Origin of the sequence: Paraburkholderia dioscoreae (assembly GCF_902459535.1) — a bacterium.
In the GTDB taxonomy this organism is placed as follows: domain Bacteria; phylum Pseudomonadota; class Gammaproteobacteria; order Burkholderiales; family Burkholderiaceae; genus Paraburkholderia; species Paraburkholderia dioscoreae.
The window spans coordinates 3190245-3217184 of sequence record NZ_LR699554.1; the positions used below are offsets into that span (position 1 = coordinate 3190245).

Here is a 26940-nt window from a genome sequence, read left to right on the forward strand (position 1 = left end):
CGGCAGATTTTGTCAATGAAACGGCAGGTTTGGCCATCGGGCGCATGCAGGAGAGGCAGTAGGATTGGTCGTCCGGGCCACTGCCCACGGCCGAGATTACGGGTTTCATACGGCAGGCCGCATGTTTGCACATCCATACCAAGGAGACGGAGATGTATAGCGCACCCATCAAGGACATGCTGTTCGTGATGAAAGAACTGGCCGGTCTCGAACACATCGCGACGCTGCCGGGCTTCGAAGACGCGAACCTCGACACCGCGCAGGCCGTGCTCGAAGAGTCGGCGAAACTGTGCAGCGAAGTGCTGGCACCGCTGAATGTCGAAGGCGATCGCAATCCGAGCAGCTGGAAAGACGGCGTGGTCACCGCAACGCCTGGCTTCAGGGAAGCGTTCCGGCAGTTCGGCGAAGGCGGTTGGCAAGGCGTGCAGCACCCGCTCGACTACGATGGCCAGGGTTTGCCCAAGCTGATTGCCACAGCCTGTATCGAGATGCTCAACGCGTCGAATCTGTCGTTCGCGCTGTGCCCGCTGCTCACGGATGGCGCCATCGAGGCGCTGCTCACGGCGGGCAGCGAGGAGCAGAAACAAACGTACGTGCCCAAGCTCATTTCCGGCGAATGGACCGGCACGATGAACCTGACCGAGCCGCAGGCCGGCTCCGATCTCGCGCTGGTGCGCACGCGCGCCGAACCGCAGGGCGACGGTTCGTTCAAACTGTTCGGCACGAAGATTTTCATCACGTGGGGCGAGCACGACATGGCGAAGAACATCGCGCATCTCGTGCTGGCGCGCACGCCGAACGCACCCGAAGGCGTGAAGGGCATTTCGCTCTTCATCGTGCCGAAGTTTCTCGTCAATGAAGACGGTTCGCTCGGCGAGCGCAACGACGTGCATTGCGTGTCGATCGAACACAAGCTCGGCATCAAGGCGAGCCCGACCGCGGTGCTGCAGTTCGGCGACCACGGCGGTGCGATCGGTCATCTGATCGGCGAGGAAAATCGCGGTCTCGAGTACATGTTCATCATGATGAACGCGGCGCGGTTTGCGGTTGGCATGCAAGGCATCGGCGTGTCGGATCGTGCTTACCAGAAGGCGGTGGCGTACGCGAAAGACCGCGTGCAAAGCCGTCCGGTGGATGGTTCCGCGAAACAGCCGGTCGCGATCATTCAGCACCCCGACGTGCGCCGCATGCTCGCGACCATGCGCGGCCTGACCGAGGCGTCGCGTGCGCTGGCTTACGTGGCTGCAGCTCATTGCGATATCGCGCACCGTCACGCGGACGAAGCCACGCGAGCGGAACATCAGGCGATCTACGAATACCTCGTGCCGATCGTGAAGGGCTGGAGCACGGAACTGTCGATCGATGTGACGAGCCTCGGCGTGCAGGTGCATGGCGGCATGGGCTTCATCGAGGAAACCGGCGCTGCGCAGTACTACCGCGACGCGCGCATTCTGCCTATTTACGAAGGCACGACCGCGATTCAGGCCAACGACCTGATCGGCCGCAAGACGGTGCGCGACGGCGGCAAGATAGCGAAGTCGCTGCTCGCCGGAGTGGCTGAAACGATCGAAGCACTCGGCGCGCAGCAAGGCCCGGCGTTCGAGTCGATGAAGAAGTATCTCGCGCAGGGTCATCGCTCGTTGAGCGCGGTGGTTGAGTTTGTGGTCGCCAATACGAAGAGTGACCCGAATGCGGTATTCGCCGGCAGCGTGCCGTATCTGAAACTCGCGGGCATCGTGCTCGGCGGCTGGCAGATGGCGCGTGCGCTGCTCGTGGCGGCCGGGAAGCGCGACGAAGACCCTTCGTTCTACGGCGCCAAGATCGCGACCGCGCAGTTCTATGCCGAGCACCTGCTGCCGCTGGCCTCGGCGCTCGAGGCGTCGATTGTCAGCGCGAAGGGTGGCGAGAGCGTGCTGGCGCTGTCTGAAGATCAGTTCTGATGGGCGCAGACAAATCCATGACCCCCGCAAGTCTCATTGAGCAGTACGGTCCGCGCGAGTCGATGGAATACGACGTCGTGATCGTCGGCGGCGGCCCGGCCGGGCTGTCCGCGGCGATCCGCCTGAAGCAGCTGGCGGCGGAACAAGGCGCTGAAATTGGCGTGTGCGTACTGGAAAAAGGCTCGGAGATCGGGGCACATATCCTCTCGGGCGCGGTGATGGATCCGCGCGCGATGACCGAGCTGATCCCGGACTGGAAGGAAAAAGGCGCACCGCTGACGGTCGACGTGACCGAAGATAAATTCCTGTTCCTGACCGAAACCGGTTCGAAGAGCGTACCGGTCTGGGCGTTGCCGGATAACTTCAAAAACCACGGCAACTATGTGATCAGTCTCGCGAACGTCACGCGCTGGCTCGGTCAGCAGGCTGAAGCGCTGGGCGTTGAAATTTTCCCCGGCTTTCCGGCTGCCGAGATTCTGTACAACGACGATGGCTCGGTCAAAGGCGTCGCAACCGGCAACCTCGGCATCGGCAAGGACGGCCAGCCGACCGAGAACTTCCAGCTCGGCATGGAGCTGCACGCGAAGTACACGCTCTTCTGCGAAGGCGCGCGTGGACACCTGGGCCGTCAGCTGAACGACAGATTCAGGCTGCGCGAAGGCGTCGATCCGCAGGTCTACGGTATCGGCATCAAGGAACTGTGGGAAATCGATCCGGCGAAGCACAAGCCGGGTCTGGTGATGCACACGGCCGGCTGGCCGCTGGAGAGCGACACCTACGGCGGCTCGTTCCTCTATCACATGGATAACAACCAGGTGGTGGTGGGCTTCGTGGTGGGCCTGGGTTATACGAATCCGTACCTGTCGCCGTTCGAGGAATTCCAGCGCTACAAAACGCATCCGGCGATCCGCGCGGTGCTTGAAGGCGGCAAGCGCGTGTCGTACGGCGCAAGGGCGATCACCGCTGGCGGCCTGATGTCGCTGCCGAAACTGGTGTTTCCGGGCGGTGCGCTGGTCGGCGACGATGCGGGCTTCCTGAACGCATCGCGGATCAAGGGCTCGCACGCGGCAATCAAGACCGGCATGCTGGCGGCTGAAGCGGCATTCGAAGCGGTACAGGCAGGCCGCACCAGCGATGAACTCACCGCCTATCCGGAGAGCTTCAAGACCTCGTGGCTGCACACGGAACTGCATCGCGCACGCAACTTCAAGCAGTGGATGAGCAAGGGCCTGTACCTCGGCACGCTGATGGTGGGCATCGAACAGAAGCTGCTGGGCGGCAATGTGCCGTGGACGCTGCATCATCAGCACTGGGATCACGAGATGCTCAAACCGGCTTCGCAATGCAGGCCGATCACCTATCCGAAGCCCGATGGCAAGCTGACGTTCGATCGTCTCTCGTCGGTGTTCATCTCGAACACGAACCACGAAGAGAACCAGCCGGCTCATCTGACGCTGAAAGATCCGTCAGTGCCGGTGAATGTGAACTGGCAGACGTATGCGGGTCCGGAGTCGCGTTATTGCCCGGCGCAAGTGTACGAATTCGTGAAGAACGACGACAACACCGAACGCCTCGTGATCAACGCGCAAAACTGCGTGCACTGCAAGACGTGCGATATCAAGGATCCGACGCAGAACATCGTCTGGGTCACGCCTGAGGGCGGCGGTGGTCCGAACTACCCGAACATGTAACTTCCGCACGCGCAAGCTGCGCGCGTTCAAGTGAATCCAGGAGTTTCAAGTGCAGAGAGAAGTTGTTGTTGTCAGCGGTGTGCGTACCGCGATCGGCAAGTTTGGCGGAAGCCTCAAAGACGTTGCGCCTACCGAACTCGGAGCGCTTGTCGTACGCGAGGTGCTGGCGCGCGCCGACGTTGCGGGAGACAAGGTTGGCCAGGTCGTATTCGGCAATGTGATATCGACTGAACCCAAAGACTTTTACCTGGCGCGCGTGGCAGCGCTCAACGGCGGTGTCGGCCAAACGACACCGGCGTTCAATGTCAATCGTCTGTGCGGCTCAGGCTTGCAGGCCATCGTCTCTGCCGCACAATCGATTCTGCTCGGCGATGCCGATATCGCGATCGGGGGTGGCGTGGAAAACATGAGCCGTGCGCCCTACATTACGCCCGACGCACGCTTTGGCGCACGAATGGGCGACGCACGCCTGATCGATATGATGCTTGGGGCGTTGAGCGATCCGTTCCACACGGTTCCGATGGGCGTTACCGCGGAGAATGTCGCAAAGAAGTACGGCATTACGCGTGAGCAGCAGGACGCGCTCGCAGTCGAGTCGCATCGGCGCGCCGCCCATGCAATCGCCGAGGGGCGCTTCAAGGATCAGATCCTGCCGATAACACGGACCGTGAAAGGCCGGTCCGTCGTATTCGATACCGACGAACATGTGCGTCTGCAACTGGATCCCGCCGAGCTCTCCGGATTGCGGCCCGTCTTCCAGAAGGAAAACGGCACAGTAACCGCTGGCAACGCATCCGGCCTCAACGACGCGGCGGCCGCTGTTCTGCTGATGTCGCGTGAAACGGCGGACGCAAGTGGCGTGAAACCGCTGGCCCGGCTCGTGTCATATGCGCATGCCGGCGTCGATCCTCTTTATATGGGCATTGGCCCGGTGCCCGCAACGCGCCTTGCCCTCCAGCGCGCCGGCCTCGGCATCGGCGATCTCGACGTGATCGAGGCGAACGAGGCCTTTGCTGCGCAAGCCTGCGCGGTGGCGCAGGAACTCGAATTCGACCCGCACAAGGTCAATCCGAATGGCTCCGGCATTTCGCTCGGTCATCCGATCGGAGCGACGGGTGCGCTGATTACCGTCAAGGCGCTATATGAATTGCAGCGTATCAAAGGGCGCTTTGCACTGGTTACGATGTGCATCGGAGGCGGCCAGGGTATTGCGGCTATATTCGAGAACCTACAATAGAGAAATTGTGTTGCGTCACTGACAAGGAATAACCATGACAATCAACACCGTTGGGATAATTGGTGCGGGCACGATGGGCAACGGCATTGCTCAGGTCGTTGCAGTCGCAGGATTGAAGGTAGTCGTGATCGACGTTACCGAGGCAGCGCTCGCGAAGGGCGTAGCCACGTTGACCGGTAGCCTCGAACGGCTGGTAGCCAAGGGAAAGATCGAGGCCGCAGTGAAAGAGGCCGCGCTCTCGCGAATCGAGACGTCCACCGACTATCAACGCCTCGCTACCGTCGACATCGTAATTGAAGCCGCCACGGAAAATACCGATCTGAAGATCCGCATCCTGCGGCAGATCGAATCGGTGGCGCGGCCGGACGCGATCATCGCGTCGAATACGTCGTCGATCTCGATCACCGCGCTCGGAGCGTCGCTTACCGACGCGTCGCGCTTCATCGGCATGCACTTCTTCAATCCGGTGCCGCTCCTGCCGCTCGTCGAAATCATTCGCGGCGTACAGACCAGCACAGCCACGATTGAAGCCGTGCGTGAGCTAACCGTTAAGCTCGACAAATCGCCGATCAGTGTGAAGAACGCGCCGGGCTTCGTGGTGAACCGCATTCTGGTGCCGATGATCAACGAAGCGTTCTTCGTGCTCGCCGAAGGCATTGCTACAGCAGAGGAGATCGACCTCGGCATGCGACTCGGCGCGAATCATCCGATCGGTCCTCTGGCACTCGCGGATCTGATTGGACTTGACGTTTGCCTTTCGGTCCTCGACGTCTTCCTGAAGGACTTCGGTGATTCGAAGTATCGAGCGAGCCCGTTGCTGCGCGAGTTAGTGGCGGCTGGCCGTCTTGGGCGAAAAGTCGGTCAGGGCGTCTACCGCTACGACTAACTATTCGGCAGAGCGATCAGCTATTGCCGGAACCAATGGGCGCACTGAGCCGTTATGCCACGAACGGCCTTGCGCCCATCAATAACAAAAATGCGCGCAACCGCGACGTCAACGCCACGCCGAACAGGTCGCAAATCGTCGCTTTTTAGCGACACGTTACGAGTTGAAAAAGCGGGCCGGTCGTCGATCGGTTAATGTCGATTTGCCGCGCCTGCGGCGTCGAACCGCACGCCGACTTGCCGCACGTCGAGGCATCTCCATCGGAAATACGCGGTCGCGTTATTGTTCCTGATTCTGGAAGGAACCAATCCATATTCTGCGATATGAGGCAAAAAACCGGCCGACTATGCTCCCGGTCACAGCCTCACCCAGCAAGTCTTCGAGGGCATTTGAGGCGGTCAAATAATCAATCATACTTAGGACATCCGTCTGATGAAAAAAGTCGTAATCTCCAGTGCCGTAGGTTCACTCTTCGTCCTTGCCGCGTCACCGGCGTTCGCACAAAGCTCGGTCACGCTGTATGGTCTCGTCGATACGGCACTCCGATATCAGACGAATGCCGGCCCGGACGGCAAAGACCTGGTCAGCATGACAGTCGGCCCGGAAACGCATAGCCGTTGGGGCCTGAGGGGCACTGAGGATCTGGGCGGCGGCCTGTCCGCGATCTTCCGCCTTGAAAATGGCTTCGAACTCAACTCTGGACAACTTCATCAGGCCAACACGCTGTTCAGCCGGCAAGCGTACGTGGGCCTGTCGAGCGACAAGTACGGCACGCTGACCTTCGGTAATCAATATGCGCCGCTCTACGACACAATGGGCGATGTGTTCGACCCGTTGACGGTTGGCGACTACTGGCAAGACAGTTGGGCGTGGAATGGTATTGGTCCGTACCTCACGATCAACAACTCGGTCAAATACAAGGCATCGTTCAACGGCCTGAGCATTGACGCAATCTACGGCTTCGGCAATCAGGCGGGCGCAGTCGGCCTCGGCAGCACGTATGGCGTGGAAGTGACGTATACGCACGGTCCCGCATCGCTCGACGCCGGCTTCCAGCAAACCTCCGTGACGTCCGCCAACGGCAGCCTGGTCAATGGCGCGAAGATCAACCTGATGCACGTCAGCGGCGCGTACCAGATCACGCCTACCGTACGCCTGTTGGCCGGCTGGTTGCGCGCGCAGGATCGCAGCGGCACCACCGACGCCAACATGCAGCAAGCCGGCGCGCCGAAACTGCCGGGCAGCAGCCCGAACCGTATCGACGACACGCTCTACATTGGCGGCAACTGGCAAGCCACAGCCCCGCTGCTGATCACCGTGGCCGGCTACTACGGCCACGCCCGCAATGCCGAGCGGATCGACGGCACACTCGGTTCGGGTATCAACTACTCCGCCACCGTTCTCGCCGAATACTCGCTGTCCAAGCATACGGAAGTGTATGGCACCGTGGACTTCGCGCGCGGCAACGGCGCATTTGCCGCCGACTACCCCGGCTCGACCAACCCGGCTACCGGCGTGGTCGACACCGTTGGCCGTACCAACAACGTTGGCGCGGCAGTCGGCATCCGCAAAATGTTCTAAGGCCGTATGAGACGGATCTGGCGACGGGCGTCAGTTACTGCCCACCAGATCCGTCGCGTTCACCTGGACGTGAGGCAGGCTTCTCGCTAGCCGCGGGACCAGCTCCATGACCGGCAGCCGCAGCGTTTCCGCCATCTCGTCGATCGTGATCGACTGGTCGCCGTCCTGCCCCAGCAACGTCACGACGCTTCCGGTCCGGGCCTGCGCAATCTCCGTGATATCGATCACGGTATGCTGGAAAGAGCGGCGCCCAAGAATGCGCGCCGCCTGTCCGTGCACCAGCACGCGGCCCAGCGGCGGCACATGATTCAGCCCATCCCAGAAGCCGATCGGCACGACACCGATACGCACGCCGCGTTCGAGCCGGATCGGCTCCGCATAGCCGATCCCAAGCGTGGATCCGGCCGGGTGCTCCTGCACGTGAATGATGCGCCCGCGCACAGCCCGCAACATGGGCCGCAACGGTGCGCGAACCATCCATTCCGCGTCGAGCGCACCGTATAGAAGCCGCCCGGGATCGACCGCCTGATATGCCAGATGCGGATGCGCGAGCATGACCCGCGAGCTTGCCAGCATCGTCGTTATGTTATCGAAGCCCGCGGCGCGCGCGTCGGCCAGCGCCGCGTCGAACACACCGGCCTGCTGGCGCGTCACGTCGTCGTTCTCCGGCGAGCTCAGATGCGTGTACACGCCTTTGAGCCGCACGGTCGACTGATCGCGCAGCGCCGCGAACGCGGCTTGCCATTGCGACGGCAGAAAGCCGAAGCGCCCAAAGCCCGGATCGATCTCCAGGAACGCATCGACCGCCACACCTGCGTCGATGAACGCATGCAGGCTTTCCTGACTCTGGATCGTCACCGTCAGTCCCAACGCAGCGACCTGCGCCGCATCTTCCGGCAGGGTCGAGGCAAACAGCAATATGTCGCGATCGATGCCCGCACGGCGAATCGCGACGCCCTCTTCCGGACTGCCGACGCAAAAGCCGTCGACACCCGCTTGCGCCGCCAGCCGCGCAACCTTCGCGGCGCCGAAGCCGAATCCGTCGCCCTTGCAAACGAAGTAGATTTTCGTGGCGTGTCCCACCTGTTCACGCGCGACCGCCAGATTCGCCGCGATGGCGCCATAGTCGAGTTCAGCCCAACTGGGACGCAGCAAGCGCACACGTTGAGTATCAGGAACTGGCTCGATGATTGAAACGGACATAGTCAATGCACCCTGTCGTGGTCAGAGTTCGCCGATAGCCGCAGCATCGGCACCGGTCGATTGCAGGAACAGCGCCTCCTGCTTCGCGACGCGCTCCTGCCCGGAAAGCGTCTTGAGGCGCGTACGCATCTCGGCGGTGCGGTGCTCGTCTATCTCGCGCGCCGCACCTTCGAGCACGACGCCGTACACCTCACGCGCCAACTGCTCCGTGATGCGCTCGTCCAGCACGTCCTCACGCACGGCCTGCAGCGAACGTGTCAACGGATCGCCATGACCGGCGCCGCCCGCCGCGATATGGCAGAAGCGATCGCCCTTGCGCAATGCAGTCACTGTGCTCGGCATGGTCGGCAGCAACGTGCTTTGACCGTCACGCGTCAGCAGATTAAGCGACGGCGACCCGCTCAGCCCGCCATGCGAGCCGGACGGACGATGCGCGCGACGGTCCGAACGCAGTCCGAGCAACGCGTGGTCGCCGCGCAGTTCATAAGCGCGGCGCATTGCAAGGCCGCCGCGATGCCGGCCCGCGCCGCCGGAGTTGGTGACGAATCCATACTCGGTGATCTTGAGCGGCAGACGTGCCTCGATCAATTCGACCGGCTGGTTCGACAGATTGCCGAGCGGATTGGCAATCCCTTCGCAGCCGTCGTTGCGACCACCGCCCCAACTACCGAGCACGCCGTCGGTAATCAGCCAGTTGCCGCCGCCCTCGCCATCCAGATGGCGCCCGGAAATCGACACGACCGATGGACCGCCTTCTCCCAGCGCCGGAATGGTGTCCGGCACGATCTGCGCGAACGCGCCTTGCAATACGTCGAACATCCGGTAAGCAATGATGCCGCGCGCAGCGCAAGCCGCCGGTTCGACCGGATTCACGATCGAGCCGCTTTCCGCGTAGACCTGCACGGGTCGCGAAAAACCTTCGCAGTTCGGCACATCCACGCCAATCGCGCAGCGCACCGCCGCATACGCGACCGATTGCGTAGTCGCGAACGGACCGTTGATCGCGCCTTGCACCTGCGCATCGGTCCCGGTCCAGTCGATGCTGACCGTATCGTCCGCTACCGTCACCTTGACGCGAAACGCAATCGGCACGGGCGTATCGCCCAGGCCGTCGATGAAATCCTCGTAACGGTATTCACCATTCGGCATCGTGCCGATGGCCTGGCGCGTCAGACGCTCCGCGTAATCGTGCAGCGCTTCGACAAGGCTGCCGAAACCGTCCGCGCCGTATTTGTCGAGCAACTGCACGAGCCCACGCTCCCCCGCCTTGCACGACGCCAACTGTGCGCGCAGATCGCCGCGCAACTGGCCCGGCATGCGCGAGTTCGTCTCCAGCAGCGTCAGAAGCGCATCATTGACATGGCCGGCATCGCACAGCTTCATTAAGGGAATCCGCAGGCCTTCCTGATAGATTTCGGTCGCACCGATCGCCATGCTGCCCGGTGCCATGCCGCCAATATCGGCGTGGTGGACGATGGTCGCCACATAGCCTTCGATACGCGACGCGTAAAACACCGGCTGAATCAGATACACGTCCGGCAGATGCATGCCACCCGACGTATAGGGATCGTTCATGATGTAAATGTCGCCCGGCTTGCCGGCCGTGCCGAAACGGCGCACCACGTTATCCATCGCGGCCGGAAACGCGCCGAGGTGAATCGGCAAGGTCAGACCTTGCGCGATCACGCGGCCGGCGCGGTCGAACACAGCGGTGGAAAAGTCCATTGAATCGCGCACGATCGGCGAATACGCCGTGCGCAGCACGACAAGCGCCATTTCGTCAGCAATCGAGCCGAGCGCGTTCTTGACGATTTCAAGCGTGATGCCATCCGCGCCCGCCGAAGCGGCCTGTTGGGTAGTCATACGGAGTGCTCCAGAAACGTGATGACGATGTTCTCGTGGGCATCGACGCGCGCGCCGGCATTCGGCGGCACCACGCAAGTCGAGTCGTATTCTTCGACGATCAACGGGCCGCTCATTGGCGCGGCGCGCAGATCGGCACGCGAGATCACCGGGGTGTCGATAAAGCCGTGGGACTTGCCGAAATAGGCCCGGCGCCGCACCGGCACGCGCGCACCCGACGCATTCGCCCGGCTGCCGCCGGCGCGTTGCGCGTCGTAGGCGCGGTTTTTCTGCGAGCGCAGCGAACCGACCGCGCGCAGATTGACGAGCTCGATGACCTCGTCCGCGGACGCATGCCCGTAGGTGCGTTCGTGTTCCGCATGAAACGCGGCGGCGATCGGCGCAATGTCGAGCGGCTCGCCGGCACGCCATTCGATCGGCACAGTCAACTCGTATGCTTGCCCCGTGTAACGCAAATCCAGTGCGCACCTCACGGCGATATCGTCGAAGGCGTTACCCTCGGCCGCCATATCCGCAGTGGCCCGCGCTACAAGGTCTTCGAGCCCGTTGCCCAATTCCACTGCGGCGAAGTGATCGAGGCGGCAGAACATTGTTTGCATGAACTCGTGCTGTGTCGAGGAGAACAGCAGGCCGAGCGCGCTGAATACGCCGGGGCTCGGCGGCACGATCACCGTCTTCATGTCGAGCAATTCGGCGATCGCGTGAACGATCACCGGCCCATTGCCGCCGAAGGCGAACAACGCAAACTCGCGCGGATCGCGGCCGCGATACGTCGACACGGCTTTCACCGCGCGCGTCATCGTGGAGGCCGCGATCGAGAAAACGCCATAGGCGGCTTCGTACAGATCCGTGTGCGTAGGCTCGGCGATCTGCGTGCGCATGGCGTCGAGCGACTTCTGCTGATTGATGCGCAACTCGCCGCCGGCAAGGAACTCCGGGTTCAGATAGCCGAGCGTCAGCACGGCGTCCGTGAGCGTCGGAATCGTTCCGCCCGCGTCGTAGCACACGGGACCGGGCACCGAGCCTGCCGAATCAGGGCCGACCTTGACGAGACCGCCCGCGTCGATACGCACCAGGCTGCCGCCGCCCGCGCCGATCTCCGAGACGTCGATGAACGGCAGCTTCACCGCGTGGCCACCGCCCTTCACGAGCTTGCTGCTGACGTTGATGCCCGCGCCGACCTCGTACTCGGTGGTGCGCGCCGGCTCGCCCTTCTCGATGATGGCTGCCTTCGCCGTGGTGCCGCCCATGTCCACCGTAATGCAATCGGCGTAACCCGACGCGGCCGCCACGGAGGCGCCCGCGATCACACCAGCCGCCGGACCGGACTCGATGATCGTAGCCGGCTTCTGCATGACGGTGGCCGCGCTCATCACGCCGCCATTCGAATGCATGATCTGCACGGGACCGGTCATGCCGATGCCGCGCAGCTTGTCGATCAGCGAATACAGATAGCTGACCACCACCGGCCCGAGATACGCGTTGACGACGGTCGTGCTGGTGCGTTCGTATTCGCGGATCTCCGGCAGAATTTCATGCGAGCAGGTCAGATAGACGGTGTCGCCCAACACGCCGCGCAGCAGATCTCGAATACGGATCTCGTGTTCGGGATTCGCGTACGCATGAATCAGGCTGATCGCCACCGCTTCGATTTTCTCGTCTGCGATACGTTGCCCGATGTCCAGCACCTGCGCATCGTCGAGCGGCGTTTCAACCGAACCATCGGCGAGCAGCCGTTCGTCCACTTCGTAACGGTGCCGGCGTTTCGCGAGCGGCGCCGGCTTCTGATACGCGAGGTTGTAGAGCATCGGCACGCGCAGGCGGCCAATTTCGACCACGTCGCGAAAGCCGCGCGTGGTGATCAGCGCCGTGCGCGCGCCTTTGCCTTCGAGCACGGTATTCGTGGCGACGGTGGTTGCATGAACCAGTTCGGTGATCTGGCGCGGTTGCGCGTCGAGCGAAGCCAGCAATGCCTGCAAGCCCGCAACGATCGCAATGCCATAGTCCTGAGGCGTGGACGAAACCTTCCTGGTATGAATCACGCCGTCATCGCCGATCACGACGATATCCGTGAAGGTTCCGCCGATATCGACACCGGCCCGGTAAAGTCTTTCAGTCATTGCACACCTTACTTGTTAGTCGATTCGGCGCAAACGCGTTGCCGGTTTGCGCCGGTAAAAGCAGCGCTGCTAGAACTTGTGCACGAGTCCAACACTGACCACGGCCTGGTTCTGGCCTGAAGAAGGCAACATGGTCTGAATCTGCGAGGCCAGCAGGCCGTTCGAAGTCGCCGGCAACGGTCCGCCCGTTGGTCGGGAAAAGCCGCCGCCGGCCGCGCGCAGATAGATCACCTCGGTATAGATGGAGGTGCGCTTGGAGAGGAACTTGTCGACCAGCAGATTGACCTGATGCCAGTGCACCTGCGTGGGACCGCCCGGACCGCCGGTGATGTCGTCGCTCGTGTACGTGTAGGCCATGCCGAAGAACAGCGTCGGGTCGAGCGTGAAGCGCGCATTCGCTTCATAGTTGTTGAAGCGATAGTTGATGCCGCTCGTCAGGGTCGTGCCCACGTTGTTGTAGATCGCGTTGCTGTACATCAGGCTCAGCTTGGCCGGTCCGAACACATACGACGCGCCGATACCCGCAATCTGCTCGCGCTTCGACGTGATCGGCGCATCGCAACAGGTGATCGCGCCATTGGTGTTCACGTTCGCCGTGGTGTTCACGCCCGGTTCGTCGTAGAGCGAATACGCCGCCGCAATCGAAAAAGCACCCTGCGAATAGATGCCGCCTACCGACCACATGCGATTGTTGGCGAACGCGCCGGGCGCGTTGCTGAACGCGTACATTGCCGTGCCGGTGAAGCCCTTCAGATTCGGCGAGACGTATTTGATGGAGTTGTTGACGCGCAAATAGTCGTCGGTGTTGTCGTTGTCGTACGGATGCGAAAACATCACGCCGCCCCACGCACCGTTGGACGTCATGGTCTGCAAGGTGCCGACGATCGCGTCGTACTGGCGGCCAAACGTCAGCGTGCCGTACTTCGGATTCGAAAAACCCACGAAAGCCTGGCGGCCGAACATGCGGTTGTTCTGACCGAGCGCGCCGCTGACCGGATTGAAGCCGTTCTCCAGCGTGAAGATCGCCTTGGTGCCGCCGCCGAGGTCTTCGGCGCCTCGCAGTCCCCAGCGGCTGCCGTACTCGCCGTTGCCGGTCAACTGCACCGCGCTGTGGCCGCCCTGGTTCGACGAGTAGGTGATGGCCTCGTTGATGATCCCGTAAAGCGTGACCGAACTCTGCGCATGAACGAGACCGCTCCCGCCCATCAGAGCCGCCATGATGAATAACTTTTCCTTCACCGCTCTTCTCCAAACAAGGAATCGCGACACCCCGGTCGGCTAGCGATCGATTGATGATAGCAAATGAATCGATTCACCATAGGTTTAAAAAAATATCCCAGGTGGGTCGGCTCACTGCTTGACCCGGATCTTCTTCTTTACTGCTCGGACCGCCTCTCCTGTGTCGACCAGAGTTAGTGCTTTGGCGCTTACTCTGGTCCCACCCCTATGGGGTGCCGGCCGATCCCCTTCGGGATCGCCGCCAGCAACTCCGTCGTGTAGCGCTCGCGTGGCTCGAACAACACCTGATCCACGGCTCCTGCTTCCACGACGCGCCCTTCCCGCATCACCACCACGCGCTCGCACAGTTCGCCGACCAGCGCCAGATCGTGACTGATCACGACCAGCGACACACCGGCGCTCTGATGAAGATCGCGCAACAGTTTGATGATCTCCGCCTGAATGGATACGTCGAGCGCGGAAGTCGGTTCATCGGCAACGACCAGTTCCGGACGGCGCGCGAGCGCCCGTGCGATACCCACGCGCTGCCGCTGACCGCCCGACAGCTGATGCGGATAGCGCGCCAGCACGAATGCCGGCAGCCTCACCATGTCGAGTAATTGACGCACCGGCACACCGTCGTTGCCGATTGCTTCCGCAAGCGTGGTGGCAATCGTCTTGCGCGGGTTCAGCGAGTTCGTCGTGCTTTGGAACACCATCTGCACACGCTGACGAAACGTCGCGTTCTGCGTGCGTGTCATGGTGTTCAACGCGTCACCTCGGAAACAGATCGAGCCGGTGGTCGGCGCGGTGAGGCCGACCATCATGCGCGCGACAGTCGATTTGCCACTGCCGCTTTCGCCGACGATAGCCAGCGCGTCGCCCTTCGCCACCTCGAGACTCACGTCCGACACCGCATGAAAGCGGCGCCGGTTGAACATGCGTTCGAGCGGAGAACGCGCCAACGCATAGGACTTGCCGACCTCCTGCAGCGCGAAGATCGGCTGCGCAGCCGGGGTGGCGTTCGGCACATTAACGGACATTGCGCGGCTCCTCAGGTTGATGGCGGCCCATATCACGCGCCACCGGCAAACGCGGAATGCTCGCGATCAGGTGCCGCGTGTAGTCGTGCGAAGGCCGCAGAAAGATGTCCTGCACCGGACCGGCTTCGACCACATGCCCCTGTTTCAGCACGACGGCGCGCGAACACAATTCCGCCATCAGGTCCAGGTTGTGCGTGATGAACACGAGGCCGAGATCCATTTCGTCCACCAGCGTTCTCAGCAACTCGACGATCTGCGCCTGCACGGTCACGTCCAGCGCGGTAGTGGGTTCGTCCGCGAGCAGCAGCGCCGGTTCACAGACAATCGCGGCGGCAATCATCGCGCGTTGCTTCATGCCGCCGCTCAGTTCGTGCGGATACGCGCGCTCCGTGGTACGCGGGTCTTTGAAACCGACGCGCGCCAGCACGGAATGCACTTCGTCGCGGATCGCGCGGCCGCGCAGCGGACGGTGGGCACGGATCACGTCGGCGAGTTGCGCGCCGATCGTGAAGGCGGGGTTGAGTGCCGTCGCCGGATCCTGAAAGATCATGGAGACGCGCCGCCCGCGCAATGCCCGCATGCGAGCCTCCGAAGCGCGGCCCAGGTCTTCGCCGTCGAGCACGATCCGGCCGCCGCTGATACGCCCCGCGTTGCCGAGCAAGCCGAGCACGGCCAGCGAAGCCACGCTCTTGCCCGAACCCGATTCGCCGACGAGGCCGACCGCTTCGCCGCGTCCCACCTGCAAATCGAGTCCATGCAACACTTCGGTCTGGGTCTTGCCCGCGCCGAACGTGACGCGCAGGTTTTCAATCGACAGTAGCGCTTCGTTCATAGCGACGCTCCCGGCACATTCGCCGCATGCGCACTGCGCCGCCGGGGATCGAGAATGGTGCGCATCGAATCGCCGAACAGATTGAAGGCGAGCACGCTAACGAACACCGCCGCGCCGGGGAACACCGAGACCCACCAGTTGTCGGTGAAAATCAGTGCGCGCGCGTCAGAGAGCATCGCGCCCCAACTTGGCGTTGGCGGTTGCACCCCGAGTCCGATAAAACTGAGCGATGCCTCCACGATGATCGTCACACCGAGCAGCAGCGACGCCTGGATCAGCACCGGCGAGATGATATTGGGTAGAACATCGGAGAACATGATGCGCGCCCCGCTTGCACCCTGCAGAATCCGTGCGGCGACATACTCCGCCTGCGACTCGGCCTTCGCGAGACTATGGGTGAGCCGCGCAAGACCCGGCGCGTACAGCACGCCGATCAGCAGCACGAGCTTGGTTTCATTCGAAATGGCGAGCACGCCGATATGCAGCGTATCAGTGCCGGTAATACCGACGAGCGCGATCGCCCAGATCAACAGCGGAATCGACGCCAGCACTTCCATCACTTTCATCAGCGTTTCGTCGAGCCACGAGCCGGCCTTATAGCCTGCCACGAGACCGATGCCCGTGCCGAGCACGAGGCCGATCGCGACCGCGCACAGTCCAATGGACAACGACGCGCGAGCGCCCCAGATCGTGCGGCTCAGAATGTCGCGGCCCACCTGGTCGGTGCCGAGCCAGAACGCCGCGCTCGGCGCTTCCAGACGATGTTCGATATAGAGCTGCAGCGGATCCTTCAACGGCAGCCACGGCGCGCACAAGGCAATCACGCCCAGTAGCACGATCGTGGCGAGACCGATCGCACCGGCCGGCTCATGCATCAGCGCACGCAGCAGCTGGCCGGCCGATGCGAGCCATGCGCCGAGCACATGCGGCTTGCGTTGCACGTTGGGTAGGGATGAATCAGCCATCATGTTCTGTTCGCCTTCGGGTCGAGATAGCCATGCAGTACGTCGGCGCACGTGTTCGACGCGATGAAGATCGTCGTGATCACGAGCACGATGGCCTGCACCGTCGGATAGTCGCGCTGGAAGATCGCCGTGAGCAAAGCGCGCGAGACGCCTGGCAGATTGAAGATCTGCTCCACGATCAACGCCCAGCCGAACATGTAGCCGTAACTCATCGCCGCCGTGCTCACGAGCGACGGCAACGCGTTCTTCAGTGCATAGAGGCGAATACGCGACGGCGACAAACCGAGCGCTCTGGCGGTTCGCACATAATCCTGCGAGAGCGCATCGACCATGTTCGCCCGCACCAGACGGCTCAGCACGGAGATGTAGTACACCGACATCGTCAGCACGGGCAACACCAGCGCGAGCAGATGAGCCGCCGGGCCGTCCGACCAGGGCGTGAGGCCGCCCACAGGAAACCAACCGGTCTTCAAGGCGACATAGCGGATCAGCAGCAACCCCAGCCAGAACGACGGCACGGATAAACCGACAATCGCCACGGCTCGCAGCAGATGGTCCGTTCCGCTGTTCTCTTTCAGCGCCGCCACGGTGCCGAGCACGATCGACACGAAGATCGTGAAGACGAACGACAGCGTGACGAGTTCGACGGTATTCGGCAACGTATCGGCAATCTGTGGGCCGATCGGGTTGCCGGTCACGTAGGACTTGCCGAAATCGAGCGCGAGCGCGCCGTTCAGCCACGTGCCGTATTGCGCGACGACAGTCCGGTCGAGTCCATATTGATGATTGAACGCGGCGATCTGTTCGATGCTTGCGTCGCTGCCCAACGTCAGACGCGCGGGCGACACGGGTGTCGCGCGACACATTGCGAACAGCAACGCGCTCACCACCAGCAGCACCAGCACAGACGAAAACAGCCTCGAAACGGCTTTCATATCGACCTCATGCCTTCGCGAGATAGACGTTGTCGAGCTTCAGCGAGAAGCCGGCGTTCACCTGAAAATCCTTCACATTGCTGCGCCACAAGTTCTGCACTTCCAGCGCGCCGATCCAGACCGCCGGACAGTCGCGCGCCAGCACCTGCTGAAGCTTCGCGAGAATCGGCTTCAGCGCGGCAGGATCGTCGACCAGATAGCTGTCGTCGATCAGCTTCAGCAATTCTGCACTCTCATAGCCGCTCGCTTTCCAGAGACTTTCCGTTGGCCGGAACAGCGCATTGAGCAGATACGTCGGCTCCGGCGGCGCGATGAAACCGGTCAATGCCGCAGCGTGGTTGCCGACCAGCACCTGCGAAATCATCTGCCCGAAATCGAGCGGACGCAGATTGACGCGCACGCCCAGCGACGCCAGTTGCGCCTGAATGAACAGCGCCGTGGATGATGTATCGATCAGATACGCAGGCTGCACGTACAGCAGATCGAACGACGCGCCGCTCGCGTACTTCGAGCTTTTCAACGCCGCTCGCGCCTGATCCAGATTGAACGCCAGGCTTCCAGCCGAGCTTGCGTCGTACCACGGCGACTCCGGCGCAAACGGCATGCTGCTCGCCTTCACCGCGCCATAGCACAGATCGCGGCAAATCTTGCCCCGATCCAGCACGAGCGAAACGGCACGGCGAAACGCCGGGTCGTCGAATGGCGCCTTGCGGTTGTTCAGGCATATCATCAGCGGGCTGGTCGGCGATGGACGGCTATCGCCCGCGAGGCCCGCCGACGTGCGGATCTGCGCGAACGTCTGGGCCGGCGGCGCGCTGATGATCTGCGTCTGGTCCGACATCAGCGACGCAAGCCGCGACGATTCTTCCGGAATGATGCGGAACACCACCTTGTCCCAATGCGGCTCGCCCTTGCCCCAGTAAGCCGGATTGCGCTTCAATTCGACAAAGTCGTTCGCCTTGGACTGCACGAAAATTGCCGGGCCGGTGCCGACACCGATCGGCGTCTGCTTGAAGTAGTCGGCTGGGTGCTGCTCGCGGCTGCCTACCGGAAAAATACCCATGTACTTCGACATGTAGTCGAGCAACGGCCGGTAAGGGCGCTTGAGGCGGATCACGGCGGTATTCGCATCCGGCGTGCTGACCGAATCGATCACGGTCCAGAACGGCCGGCGGAACGCCTTGTTCGCGGGATTCAGCACGTAGTCGAAGCTGTATTTCACGTCAGCGGACGTGAAAGGCTGGCCGTTCTGAAAGTTCACGCCGCGCTGCAGATCGAATGTGTACGTCAGTTTGTCCGGCGAAATCGTCCAGGCGCGCGCCAGTTGCGGCACCCGCTGACCGCGCGCGTCGACGCCGACCAGATTCTCGAAGATCAGCTGGTTGATCGCCATTACGTCGTGATTCGGCTGGTTGATCGGATCGAGCGTTTGCGGATTGCTCGGAATGGCGACCGACAACACCCCTGCCTGCGCCGCGAAAACGCGGCCTTCGAATGCGAGCGGCAGCGAAAGCCCCGCGATGCCCGCGGCGCCCGCGCGAAGGAGTTGTCGTCGCCTGTTGCTGAAAGTCATGAAATCCTCTGCTTTTTCAATGCCGCGCCGTTCAATACATTTTAGTGAATCGATTCACAGACAATAGTGAGGTTGGCGCGGCGAGTCAACTTTTCAAAAATATCGGAAACCCTGACTGGGGCGCTCAGCGCGCTTTGCAGCGGCCCTAGGCAAGCAGCAACGAGGCGTCGGCGAGCGACAGCACCGTGGTGCGCGAATCGAATGCGGTGGAGAAAAGATGATCGTGCACGACCTGGTCCGGGTCGTAACAGCAATCCTTGACGGTGTACAAGCGGAAGTCCGCGTCGCTCGCATACCCGACAGACGAGAGCACGACGCCGGTCGACGCAATGCCGGCCATGATCAGCGTATCGATACCCTGCGCGGAAAGCCGCGCCTGCAGATCGGTGCCGAAAAACACGCTGGCACGATGTCCGACGATGAGCGGTTCGTTGGCCTGCTGGCCGAGTTCCGGCGCGATTTTGTCGTTGATAAAAAGGCCGAGTTGTTTGAGTCCTTGCCCGTTCTTGTTCAACGGGCTGACTTCCGGATAACCCGGGCTGAACTGGATCTTCGCGAAGTAGACGCTGACGCCTTTGGCCCGCGCGGCATCGCACAACTTGCGCGTGTTGGCGAGCAGCGTAGGCGCGACAGACGGAAAGAGCCCCAGAATGTCGGTCTGATAATGCATGACCACCAGCGCGGTTTGCGCCGGCACGATCGCCGGAATCTGCGCACCCACGCTCTGCGCAGACGCGGCGCTGATCCCGCCGTCTCCGCAGCCATCAAGACCGAGTCCGGTCGCCACCGCGCCGGCCAGCACGCCTGCCGTTTTCATAAACCGTCGACGGCCTGCACGGCCGCCTTCCTCGCTGTTGTCCTGCCTCGACTGTAACCCGATTTTTCTGTCGCCCATATCCCGCCTCGAATTTGGTGAATCGATTCATTTTCGGTGTGTACGCAATGTCAGCGACGAAAAATCCGCTGTCAAGCAACTTTGCGGTCGGACAAACCCTGGGAATCGAATCCGGCTAGCGCTTTTTGCGGCGTGCCAGGCTGGGAGGCGCGCCGCACGACTCGCGCACGATCATCCGCATTGGATGTTTCGAGCGGCGAATGCCGGACGGCGCGGAACCCTCGATCAGTTGCAACATCATGTCCGCGGCTTCGCGGCCCACGTCGCGCGGGTTTTGCGTCACCACGGTCAACGCCGGCGACGCGATGCCCGAATACTCGTGCTCGCCGATGGAAATCACCGACAGGTCGGCCGGAATCGACAGCCCGGTTTCCCGCACCACTTCGAGCACGACCGCCACGTCGTTCAGCGTGGCAATGATGGCGGTAGGCCGCCCGGGACCGGTGAGCAGCGCGCGGCAGACGTCTTTGTTAAATGCGCTGGTACGCAGCACGAGCGCAGGATCGAGCGCGATGCCGGCGGCCTCGCACGCGGCCTGATAGCCGCGCACCATCTCGCGGCCCACCCACGTGTTTTCGTGGCCGGCCACGAGCGCAATGGAGCGATGGCCGAGCGACGCGAGATAGCGCACGGCCTGACGGCAGCCGTCGGCGTGATCGGTCAGCACCGAATTAAATTCGCCCTGGGCGTCGCGCTCCCACAGCACGACGGGCATATTCAGGGTGTGCAGGAAGTTGAAATAGGAAGGCGTCTCGTCGTCGGAAATCGCACCGATGAATCCGTCGATGCGGCGCTGCTTGAGGCTCGACAGAATGGCCCGCTCACGCTCGAGGTCGTAATGGGAATTGGCGATCAGAATCTCGAAACCCCTTGCCCGCAGGCGCTCTTCGGCCGCGCTTACCATCTGCGCGGCGGTGTGCTGGGTGATGTCGGAAATCAGGCAGCCAATCGCGCTGGAGCTGCCCTTGCGCATGCTGCGCGCCACCACGTTCGGCACGAAATTCAACTCCGCCACCGCGGCGCGCACCGCCTCCTGAATGGCCGGCGCCACATTCTCGCGGCCGTTGAGCACCCGCGACACCGAGCCGACCGACACCTTCGCGAGGCGCGCGACGTCCTGCACGGTGGGCGAGCCCTGCGGGGATTTTCGGCTGCGCAATGCAGGCTGAACGGGTTTGCTGGCTCTCTGTTTGGGCATGACGGAAGGCGGAAGTCGTCGATCGGTTCTCAATGAATCGATGCATCGAGCCGATTATAGTGCGTCCCGGCTCTGCCCCATGTCGGCTCGGGCTTGCGGTGCGAGTCGGCCGCTGTCAGTGCAGAGGAAAAACAACCGCCAGGGTATGCGAAAAACAGATATGACAGGATCGCCAATATCAATTCGGGCAACGCCCTGCAGTTTTTTTCATACAGATCACGTCCCGCTTTCAACTCCCGCATGCATGAATGAGGAACTGCTGAAACGCCACTGCCGGCGTATCCAGCGTCGTGCCTTTACGCCATAACATGCCCGCATCCATCTGCGGAATCGCGTTGAGAATGGGTCGCGCGTCGATCCGCTTGCCTTCCAGCGACCACGGGCGAAACACCATGTCGGACAGAATCGTCACGCCGAAGCCATGCGCGACCAGACCGCGCAGCGCCTCCATTGAACTCGTGCGAAACGCGATATTCGGCTCGACATCATTCTGCTTCCAGTAGCGCAGCGTGGATTGCTCGCCTTCGTCTACCGTGATCAGAATGTACGGATAACTCGCGATATCCGCGAGCGAAGGCGCATTGAGTTGCGCGAGCGGATGGGTGGGCGAGGTCCACAACTGTCGGCGCGAGCGGATCAGCACATGGTGACGGAAACGCCGGATATTTTCGACATTCGATAGCAGAACAATGCCGAGATCAACCTCGCCGGTGAGCACGGCCTGTTCGATCGATTCACGGTCAAGGTCGTGCAGATCGATCACGACGTCGGGGTACGTCGCGCGAAACCGCGCCATCAACTCCGGCAGGAAATAACCCAACACGGTATACGACGCAGCAATGCGCACGGTACCTTTGAGATCGTGCGAGCGGAACGGCGCCTTGTAAACCGCGTCGCGCACCGAATCGAGTATGTGTCTCGCGTGGCTCAGAAAATCGTGCCCGTCTGGCGTCAACGTGACGCCTTGAGGCAGGCGCTCGAAGAGCCGCGTACCCAGGGTTTCCTCCAATGCAAGCACGGCATTGGTGATCGCCGATTGCGACACGTGCTCGGCCGTCGCCGCCATCGAAAACTGCCCGCTCTGGGCTGCAGCCACGAAGTAACGCATCTGCCGCAGGGTAACGTCTTTTGACATGTGTTTTTCAAATAGCAGGATTCGGTATTCGTGATTTTACGTTGGAAATTCTGCTTCCTATACTCCGCTTCCAATAAAGCCGCCGGAGACTTCCCCATGAACGCCCCGCTAATGCCGCCACTACGTGACGCGCTTGCCGACGTATCGCTCGACGACAAATACGCGCTCGAAAAGGGCCGCGTCTATATGAGCGGCACTCAGGCGCTGGTGCGGCTGCCTATGCTGCAGAAAGCGCGCGACCGCCGCGCCGGTCTCGACACCGCGGGCTATGTGTCGGGCTATCGCGGCTCGCCGCTCGGCGCGCTCGATCAGGGTCTATGGAAAGCGAAGAAGCATCTGAAGGAACACGACGTGGTATTCCAGCCGGGGGTTAATGAGGATCTCGCGGCGACTGCCGTGTGGGGCACGCAGCAGCTCAACCTCTGGCCGGGCGCGAAGGTCGACGGTGTATTCGGCATGTGGTACGGCAAGGGGCCGGGTGTGGATCGCACCGGCGACGTCTTCAAGCACGCGAATTCGGCCGGCACCGATCCGAACGGCGGCGTGCTGGTGCTGGCGGGCGACGACCATGCGGCGAAGTCGTCGTCGGTCGCGCATCAATCGGAGCACATGTTCGTGGCAAGCGGCATCCCGGTGCTGTATCCGGCAAGCGTGCAGGAGTATCTCGACTACGGTCTGCACGGCTGGGCCATGAGCCGCTACGCGGGTCTGTGGGTCGCGATGAAGTGCGTGACGGACGTGGTCGAATCGAGCGCGTCGATCGAGATCGACCCGGACCGCTTGCAGATCGTCCTGCCGGATGACTTCGAGATGCCCGAAGGCGGCCTGAATATCCGCTGGCCCGATCCGCCGCTCGCGCAGGAAGCGCGTCTGCTCAACTACAAGTGGTATGCGGCGCTCGCCTATATTCGCGCGAACAAGCTGAACCGCGTGGTGATCGACAGTCCCAATCCACGCCTTGGGATCATGACCGCCGGCAAGGCGTATCTCGACGTGCGCCAGGCGCTCGCCGACCTCTCGCTCGACGACGAAACCTGCGCACGCATTGGCATACGCGTGCTGAAAGTGGGTTGCGTATGGCCGCTCGACGCGCAGAACGCGCGCGACTTCGCAACCGGGCTCGACGAGATTCTGGTGGTCGAAGAGAAACGCCAGATTCTCGAATATGCGCTCAAAGAGGAGCTCTACAACTGGCGCGACGACGTGCGCCCAAAGGTGTTCGGCAAATTCGACCAGCGCGACGACGAAGGCGGCGAATGGTCGGTGCCGCGTGGACAGACCCTGCTGCCCGCGCACTACGAACTGTCGCCCGCCCTGATTGCGAAAGCGATCGCCCGGCGCCTCGCCAAAGCCGATCTGCCTGCCGATTTGCGGGCGCGAATCGATGCGCGCGTTGCCGTGATCGAGGCCAAGGAGCGCGAGGCGGCCACGCTGCGTTTCGTGACGGAACGGCAACCTTGGTTCTGCTCGGGCTGCCCGCACAACACGTCGACACGCGTGCCGGATGGTTCACGCGCACTGGCCGGCATTGGCTGCCACTACATGTCGATGTGGATGGACCGCAACACGGAGACCTTCAGCCAGATGGGCGGCGAAGGCGTTGCGTGGACCGGCCAGATGCATTTCACGAATGAGCGTCACGTGTTCGTCAATCTGGGCGACGGCACCTATTTTCATTCGGGTCTGCTCGCGATTCGCGCTTCGATTGCGGCCGGCGCGAACGTCACCTACAAGGTGCTCTACAACGACGCGGTCGCGATGACCGGCGGCCAGCCGGTGGATGGCGTGCTCACCGTGCCGCAGATCGCGTTTCAGGTCGTTGCCGAAGGCGCGAAACACGTGCTGATCGTGACGGACGAGCCGGAGAAATACGACGCGAACGTTCGCCTTCCAGAAGGCGTGAAGGTGTATCACCGCGACGAACTCGACCGCTTGCAGCGCGAGTTGCGCGAAGTGGCGGGTACATCGATTCTGATCTACGACCAGACCTGTGCGACCGAAAAACGGCGGCGCCGCAAACGCGGCACCTATCCCGATCCGGCGAAACGCGCTTTTATCAACGACGCGGTGTGCGAAGGTTGCGGCGACTGTTCGGTGGAATCGAACTGCCTGTCGGTCGAGCCGTTGCAAACGTTGCTCGGGAGCAAGCGAAAGATCAACCAGTCGTCGTGCAATAAAGATTTTTCGTGCGTGAACGGCTTCTGTCCGAGTTTCGTCACGGCTGAAGGCGCGCAGGTGAAAAAACCCGTTAAACATGCGACCGCAGCCGCGTTGCCCGATTTCGCCGCGCTGCCCAGACCTACGATTGCTTCGCTATCCAAACCGTATGGCGTGCTGGTGACGGGCGTGGGTGGAACCGGCGTCGTGACGATCGGCGGCTTGCTTGGCATGGCGGCTCACCTCGAAAGCAAGGGCGTCACCGTGCTCGATATGGCTGGGCTCGCGCAGAAAGGCGGCGCTGTGCTCAGCCATGTGCAGATCGCCGCAGCACCCGACCAACTGCACGCAACGCGGATCGCGGCCGGTGAAGCGCGCCTGATTCTCGGCTGCGATGCGATCGTCTCCGCTTCCGCTGAAGTGCTGGCACGCACGCAACGCGGCGTAACGAAAGCGGCGATCAACAGCGGCGCCACGCCGACCGCACAGTTCGTGCGGGATCCGCATTGGAGTTTTCCGGCCGATCAGACACAACAGGATCTGCACGCAAGCATCGGCGACGACTGCGACTTTATCGACGCCAATCGTCTTGCGCTCGCGCTGTTAGGCGACACGCTCTATGCCAATCCGCTGTTGCTCGGCTTTGCGTGGCAACGCGGCTGGCTGCCGCTCAGCTACGAAAGTCTCGATCGCGCGATCGAACTGAATGGCGTCGCCGTGGAAAAAAATCGTCTGGCGTTCGAATGGGGCCGCTACGTCGCGCAGCACGGTGAAACCGCCGCGGATGCTTTCACGCCGCTGGCCGGCAAGCAGCAGGCCATTGTCGTGCAGATGCCCGAATCGTTGGACCGGTTGATCGAGCGCAATGTCGAGCGGCTGAGCGTCTATCAGAACCCGCGTTATGCAGCGCGCTATGTCGAAGCCGTAGAACGGCTGCGCGCGAAGGAAGCGGCCGTGGTGTCCGGGTCGAAGCCTCGCCTCACGCCGGTGGTCGCGCGCAATCTGGCGAAACTGATGACCTATAAGGACGAGTACGAAGTGGCCCGTCTCTATGCGGACCCGGCCTATATGGACAAACTGCGTGCCCAGTTCGAAGGCGAGCCGGGTCGCGATTACAAGCTTGCGTTCCATCTCGCGCCGCCATTGCTCACCAAACGCGACGAACACGGCCACCTGAAAAAACAAAGATTCGGGCAATGGACGCTCACGATGTTCCGCGCACTCGAAAAATTCAGATTCCTGCGCGGCACGGCATTCGACGTATTCGGCAAGACGCAAGAGCGGCGCAATGAACGTGATCTGATCGAGCAGTACTTCGCACTGGTCGACGAATTCTGCGCAACGCTCGACACCGCCCGTTTCGATGCGGCAATGAAACTCGCCAATCTGCCGGACGAGATTCGCGGTTTCGGTCACGTCAAGGAGCGCAACGTGCTCGCCGCGGCAACGAAGCGCGAACGCTGGCTTGCCGAATACCGCGCCGATGCGGCCGGCACGCCGCCCGTTTCATCTTCTCAACCTTTCGAAAAATCGTTATGAACTCGACAATGCATGACCGCGATGGCGTGATCTGGCTGGATGGCGAACTGGTGCAGTGGCGCGATGCGCAACTCCACTTTCTGACTCATTCGCTCCACTATGGCATGGCCGTATTCGAAGGCGTCAGGGCATACGGGACTGCTGCGGGTCCGGCGATTTTCCGGCTCGACGACCATACGAAAAGACTCTTCAATTCCGCGAAAATCTTCGAAATGACCGTGCCCTTCAGCGTGGAGACGATTCGCGACGCGCAGCTGGAAGTGGTGCGCCGCAATCAGCTGACAGCGTGCTATCTGCGTCCTCTCGTGTGGCTCGGCAGCGAACAGATGGGCCTCGGTGCGCGCGGCAACACGGTTCACGTCGGCATTGCCGCGTGGCCTTGGGGCAGCTATCTCGGCGAGGAGGGACTCGCGCGCGGAATTCGTGTCAAGACGTCTTCGCTATCGCGTCATCATGTGAATGTGTCGCTGGTTCGCGCCAAGGCAAGCGGCTACTACATCAATTCGATTCTGGCCAATCGCGAAGTCACCCGTAACGGTTACGACGAGGCCTTGCTGCTCGACACGGAAGGCTATGTGTCCGAGGGCGCGGGGGAAAACGTTTTCATCGTGCGCAACGGCGCGTTGTATACGCCGGACCTGGCCTCCTGCCTCGACGGCATCACGCGCGCGTCGGTGATTGAAATCGCGCGGGATCAGGGCCTTCATGTCGTCGAAAAACGCATTACGCGCGATGAAATGTATTGCGCCGACGAAGCTTTTTTCACGGGCACGGCAGCCGAGGTCACGCCCATTCGCGAACTCGACGATCGCGTGATCGGCAACGGCGAGCGTGGGCCTATCACGGCGTCGCTGCAGGAAACGTTCTTCGCCGCGGTTGCCGGCAAATCGGACCGCTACGCGCACTGGCTCACGCGCGTGGTCCGCTGA

The 26940-nt window shown here is 62.0% G+C and carries 19 protein-coding genes; 7 read left to right on the forward strand and 12 right to left on the reverse strand.

The window, feature by feature from the left end:
• The first annotated feature begins 152 nt into the window (after positions 1-152).
• The 5 genes from PDMSB3_RS34365 to PDMSB3_RS34385 all read left to right on the forward strand — a co-directional run bounded on the left by PDMSB3_RS34365 (position 153) and on the right by PDMSB3_RS34385 (position 7335).
• Positions 153-1940 carry an acyl-CoA dehydrogenase gene (locus PDMSB3_RS34365; RefSeq protein ID WP_165189404.1) on the forward strand — a complete coding sequence of 596 codons (1788 nt, stop codon included), beginning with the start codon at positions 153-155 and terminating at the stop codon, positions 1938-1940.
• Positions 1940-3631, forward strand: coding sequence for an electron transfer flavoprotein-ubiquinone oxidoreductase (locus PDMSB3_RS34370; RefSeq protein ID WP_407670649.1), 1692 nt, complete (start codon positions 1940-1942; stop codon positions 3629-3631). Before PDMSB3_RS34365 ends, PDMSB3_RS34370 begins: the two co-directional genes overlap by 1 nt.
• A gap of 49 nt (positions 3632-3680) precedes the next feature.
• The gene (bktB, locus tag PDMSB3_RS34375; RefSeq protein ID WP_007178366.1) at positions 3681-4868 is read left to right on the forward strand and encodes a beta-ketothiolase BktB; all 1188 of its coding nucleotides are present in this window, start codon (positions 3681-3683) and stop codon (positions 4866-4868) included.
• A 34-nt stretch (positions 4869-4902) separates the two neighbouring features.
• Entirely contained in the window at positions 4903-5754 is an 852-nt protein-coding gene (locus tag PDMSB3_RS34380) for a 3-hydroxybutyryl-CoA dehydrogenase (protein ID WP_007178367.1), read from the forward strand.
• A gap of 432 nt (positions 5755-6186) precedes the next feature.
• On the forward strand, positions 6187-7335 hold the full coding sequence (locus tag PDMSB3_RS34385; RefSeq protein WP_007178369.1) for a porin: 1149 nt from the start codon (positions 6187-6189) through the stop codon (positions 7333-7335).
• Between the two features lie 30 nt (positions 7336-7365).
• Here the strand turns inward: PDMSB3_RS34385 and alr are convergent, their stop codons facing one another.
• The 12 genes from alr to PDMSB3_RS34445 form a co-directional block, all read right to left on the reverse strand.
• Entirely contained in the window at positions 7366-8538 is a 1173-nt protein-coding gene (alr, locus tag PDMSB3_RS34390; RefSeq protein WP_007178370.1) for an alanine racemase, read from the reverse strand.
• A 21-nt stretch (positions 8539-8559) separates the two neighbouring features.
• Positions 8560-10401, reverse strand: a complete 1842-nt coding sequence (locus PDMSB3_RS34395) for a hydantoinase B/oxoprolinase family protein (RefSeq protein ID WP_007178371.1) — start codon at positions 10399-10401, stop codon at positions 8560-8562.
• Complete coding sequence (locus tag PDMSB3_RS34400) at positions 10398-12521, reverse strand: hydantoinase/oxoprolinase family protein (protein WP_007178372.1); 2124 nt, start codon at positions 12519-12521, stop codon at positions 10398-10400. The genes PDMSB3_RS34395 and PDMSB3_RS34400 overlap by 4 nt, the downstream gene beginning before the upstream one ends.
• A gap of 69 nt (positions 12522-12590) precedes the next feature.
• Entirely contained in the window at positions 12591-13760 is a 1170-nt protein-coding gene (locus tag PDMSB3_RS34405) for a porin (protein ID WP_007178373.1), read from the reverse strand.
• A gap of 188 nt (positions 13761-13948) precedes the next feature.
• Positions 13949-14782, reverse strand: coding sequence for an ABC transporter ATP-binding protein (locus PDMSB3_RS34410; protein WP_007178374.1), 834 nt, complete (start codon positions 14780-14782; stop codon positions 13949-13951).
• A complete protein-coding gene (locus PDMSB3_RS34415) occupies positions 14772-15614 on the reverse strand; it encodes an ATP-binding cassette domain-containing protein (RefSeq protein WP_007178375.1) in 843 nt (280 codons plus the stop codon). Before PDMSB3_RS34415 ends, PDMSB3_RS34410 begins: the two co-directional genes overlap by 11 nt.
• The gene (locus PDMSB3_RS34420) at positions 15611-16582 is read right to left on the reverse strand and encodes an ABC transporter permease (RefSeq protein WP_007178376.1); all 972 of its coding nucleotides are present in this window, start codon (positions 16580-16582) and stop codon (positions 15611-15613) included. Before PDMSB3_RS34420 ends, PDMSB3_RS34415 begins: the two co-directional genes overlap by 4 nt.
• Positions 16579-17514, reverse strand: coding sequence for an ABC transporter permease (locus PDMSB3_RS34425; RefSeq protein WP_165189410.1), 936 nt, complete (start codon positions 17512-17514; stop codon positions 16579-16581). The genes PDMSB3_RS34420 and PDMSB3_RS34425 overlap by 4 nt, the downstream gene beginning before the upstream one ends.
• 7 nt (positions 17515-17521) lie before the next feature.
• The gene (locus tag PDMSB3_RS34430; protein WP_165189413.1) at positions 17522-19087 is read right to left on the reverse strand and encodes an ABC transporter substrate-binding protein; all 1566 of its coding nucleotides are present in this window, start codon (positions 19085-19087) and stop codon (positions 17522-17524) included.
• A 145-nt stretch (positions 19088-19232) separates the two neighbouring features.
• A complete protein-coding gene (locus PDMSB3_RS34435) occupies positions 19233-19904 on the reverse strand; it encodes an isochorismatase family cysteine hydrolase (RefSeq protein WP_157187727.1) in 672 nt (223 codons plus the stop codon).
• A 193-nt stretch (positions 19905-20097) separates the two neighbouring features.
• The gene (locus PDMSB3_RS34440) at positions 20098-21180 is read right to left on the reverse strand and encodes a LacI family DNA-binding transcriptional regulator (protein ID WP_007178380.1); all 1083 of its coding nucleotides are present in this window, start codon (positions 21178-21180) and stop codon (positions 20098-20100) included.
• 229 nt (positions 21181-21409) lie between these two features.
• A complete protein-coding gene (locus tag PDMSB3_RS34445; protein WP_007178381.1) occupies positions 21410-22315 on the reverse strand; it encodes a LysR family transcriptional regulator in 906 nt (301 codons plus the stop codon).
• Between the two features lie 96 nt (positions 22316-22411).
• Here PDMSB3_RS34445 and PDMSB3_RS34450 point away from each other — a divergent pair, with 96 nt between their 5' ends.
• Positions 22412-26011 carry an indolepyruvate ferredoxin oxidoreductase family protein gene (locus PDMSB3_RS34450; RefSeq protein ID WP_165189415.1) on the forward strand — a complete coding sequence of 1200 codons (3600 nt, stop codon included), beginning with the start codon at positions 22412-22414 and terminating at the stop codon, positions 26009-26011.
• The gene (locus PDMSB3_RS34455) at positions 26008-26940 is read left to right on the forward strand and encodes a branched-chain amino acid transaminase (protein WP_007178383.1); all 933 of its coding nucleotides are present in this window, start codon (positions 26008-26010) and stop codon (positions 26938-26940) included. The genes PDMSB3_RS34450 and PDMSB3_RS34455 overlap by 4 nt, the downstream gene beginning before the upstream one ends.

Excerpts from the sequence above, each read along its gene's own strand:
- PDMSB3_RS34435 (WP_157187727.1), bottom strand. The coding sequence starts at position 19,904 with ATGAAAACGGCAGGCGTGCTGGCCGGCGCGGTGGCGACCGGACTCGGT.
- alr (WP_007178370.1), bottom strand. The coding sequence starts at position 8,538 with ATGTCCGTTTCAATCATCGAGCCAGTTCCTGATACTCAACGTGTGCGC.
- PDMSB3_RS34440 (WP_007178380.1), bottom strand. The coding sequence starts at position 21,180 with ATGCCCAAACAGAGAGCCAGCAAACCCGTTCAGCCTGCATTGCGCAGC.
- PDMSB3_RS34400 (WP_007178372.1), bottom strand. The coding sequence starts at position 12,521 with ATGACTGAAAGACTTTACCGGGCCGGTGTCGATATCGGCGGAACCTTC.
- PDMSB3_RS34430 (WP_165189413.1), bottom strand. The coding sequence starts at position 19,087 with ATGACTTTCAGCAACAGGCGACGACAACTCCTTCGCGCGGGCGCCGCG.
- PDMSB3_RS34445 (WP_007178381.1), bottom strand. The coding sequence starts at position 22,315 with ATGTCAAAAGACGTTACCCTGCGGCAGATGCGTTACTTCGTGGCTGCA.
- PDMSB3_RS34385 (WP_007178369.1), top strand. The coding sequence starts at position 6,187 with ATGAAAAAAGTCGTAATCTCCAGTGCCGTAGGTTCACTCTTCGTCCTT.
- PDMSB3_RS34370 (WP_407670649.1), top strand. The coding sequence starts at position 1,940 with ATGGGCGCAGACAAATCCATGACCCCCGCAAGTCTCATTGAGCAGTAC.
- PDMSB3_RS34450 (WP_165189415.1), top strand. The coding sequence starts at position 22,412 with ATGAACGCCCCGCTAATGCCGCCACTACGTGACGCGCTTGCCGACGTA.
- PDMSB3_RS34420 (WP_007178376.1), bottom strand. The coding sequence starts at position 16,582 with ATGATGGCTGATTCATCCCTACCCAACGTGCAACGCAAGCCGCATGTG.
- PDMSB3_RS34395 (WP_007178371.1), bottom strand. The coding sequence starts at position 10,401 with ATGACTACCCAACAGGCCGCTTCGGCGGGCGCGGATGGCATCACGCTT.
- PDMSB3_RS34410 (WP_007178374.1), bottom strand. The coding sequence starts at position 14,782 with ATGTCCGTTAATGTGCCGAACGCCACCCCGGCTGCGCAGCCGATCTTC.
- PDMSB3_RS34415 (WP_007178375.1), bottom strand. The coding sequence starts at position 15,614 with ATGAACGAAGCGCTACTGTCGATTGAAAACCTGCGCGTCACGTTCGGC.
- PDMSB3_RS34425 (WP_165189410.1), bottom strand. The coding sequence starts at position 17,514 with ATGAAAGCCGTTTCGAGGCTGTTTTCGTCTGTGCTGGTGCTGCTGGTG.
- PDMSB3_RS34365 (WP_165189404.1), top strand. The coding sequence starts at position 153 with ATGTATAGCGCACCCATCAAGGACATGCTGTTCGTGATGAAAGAACTG.
- PDMSB3_RS34380 (WP_007178367.1), top strand. The coding sequence starts at position 4,903 with ATGACAATCAACACCGTTGGGATAATTGGTGCGGGCACGATGGGCAAC.
- PDMSB3_RS34455 (WP_007178383.1), top strand. The coding sequence starts at position 26,008 with ATGAACTCGACAATGCATGACCGCGATGGCGTGATCTGGCTGGATGGC.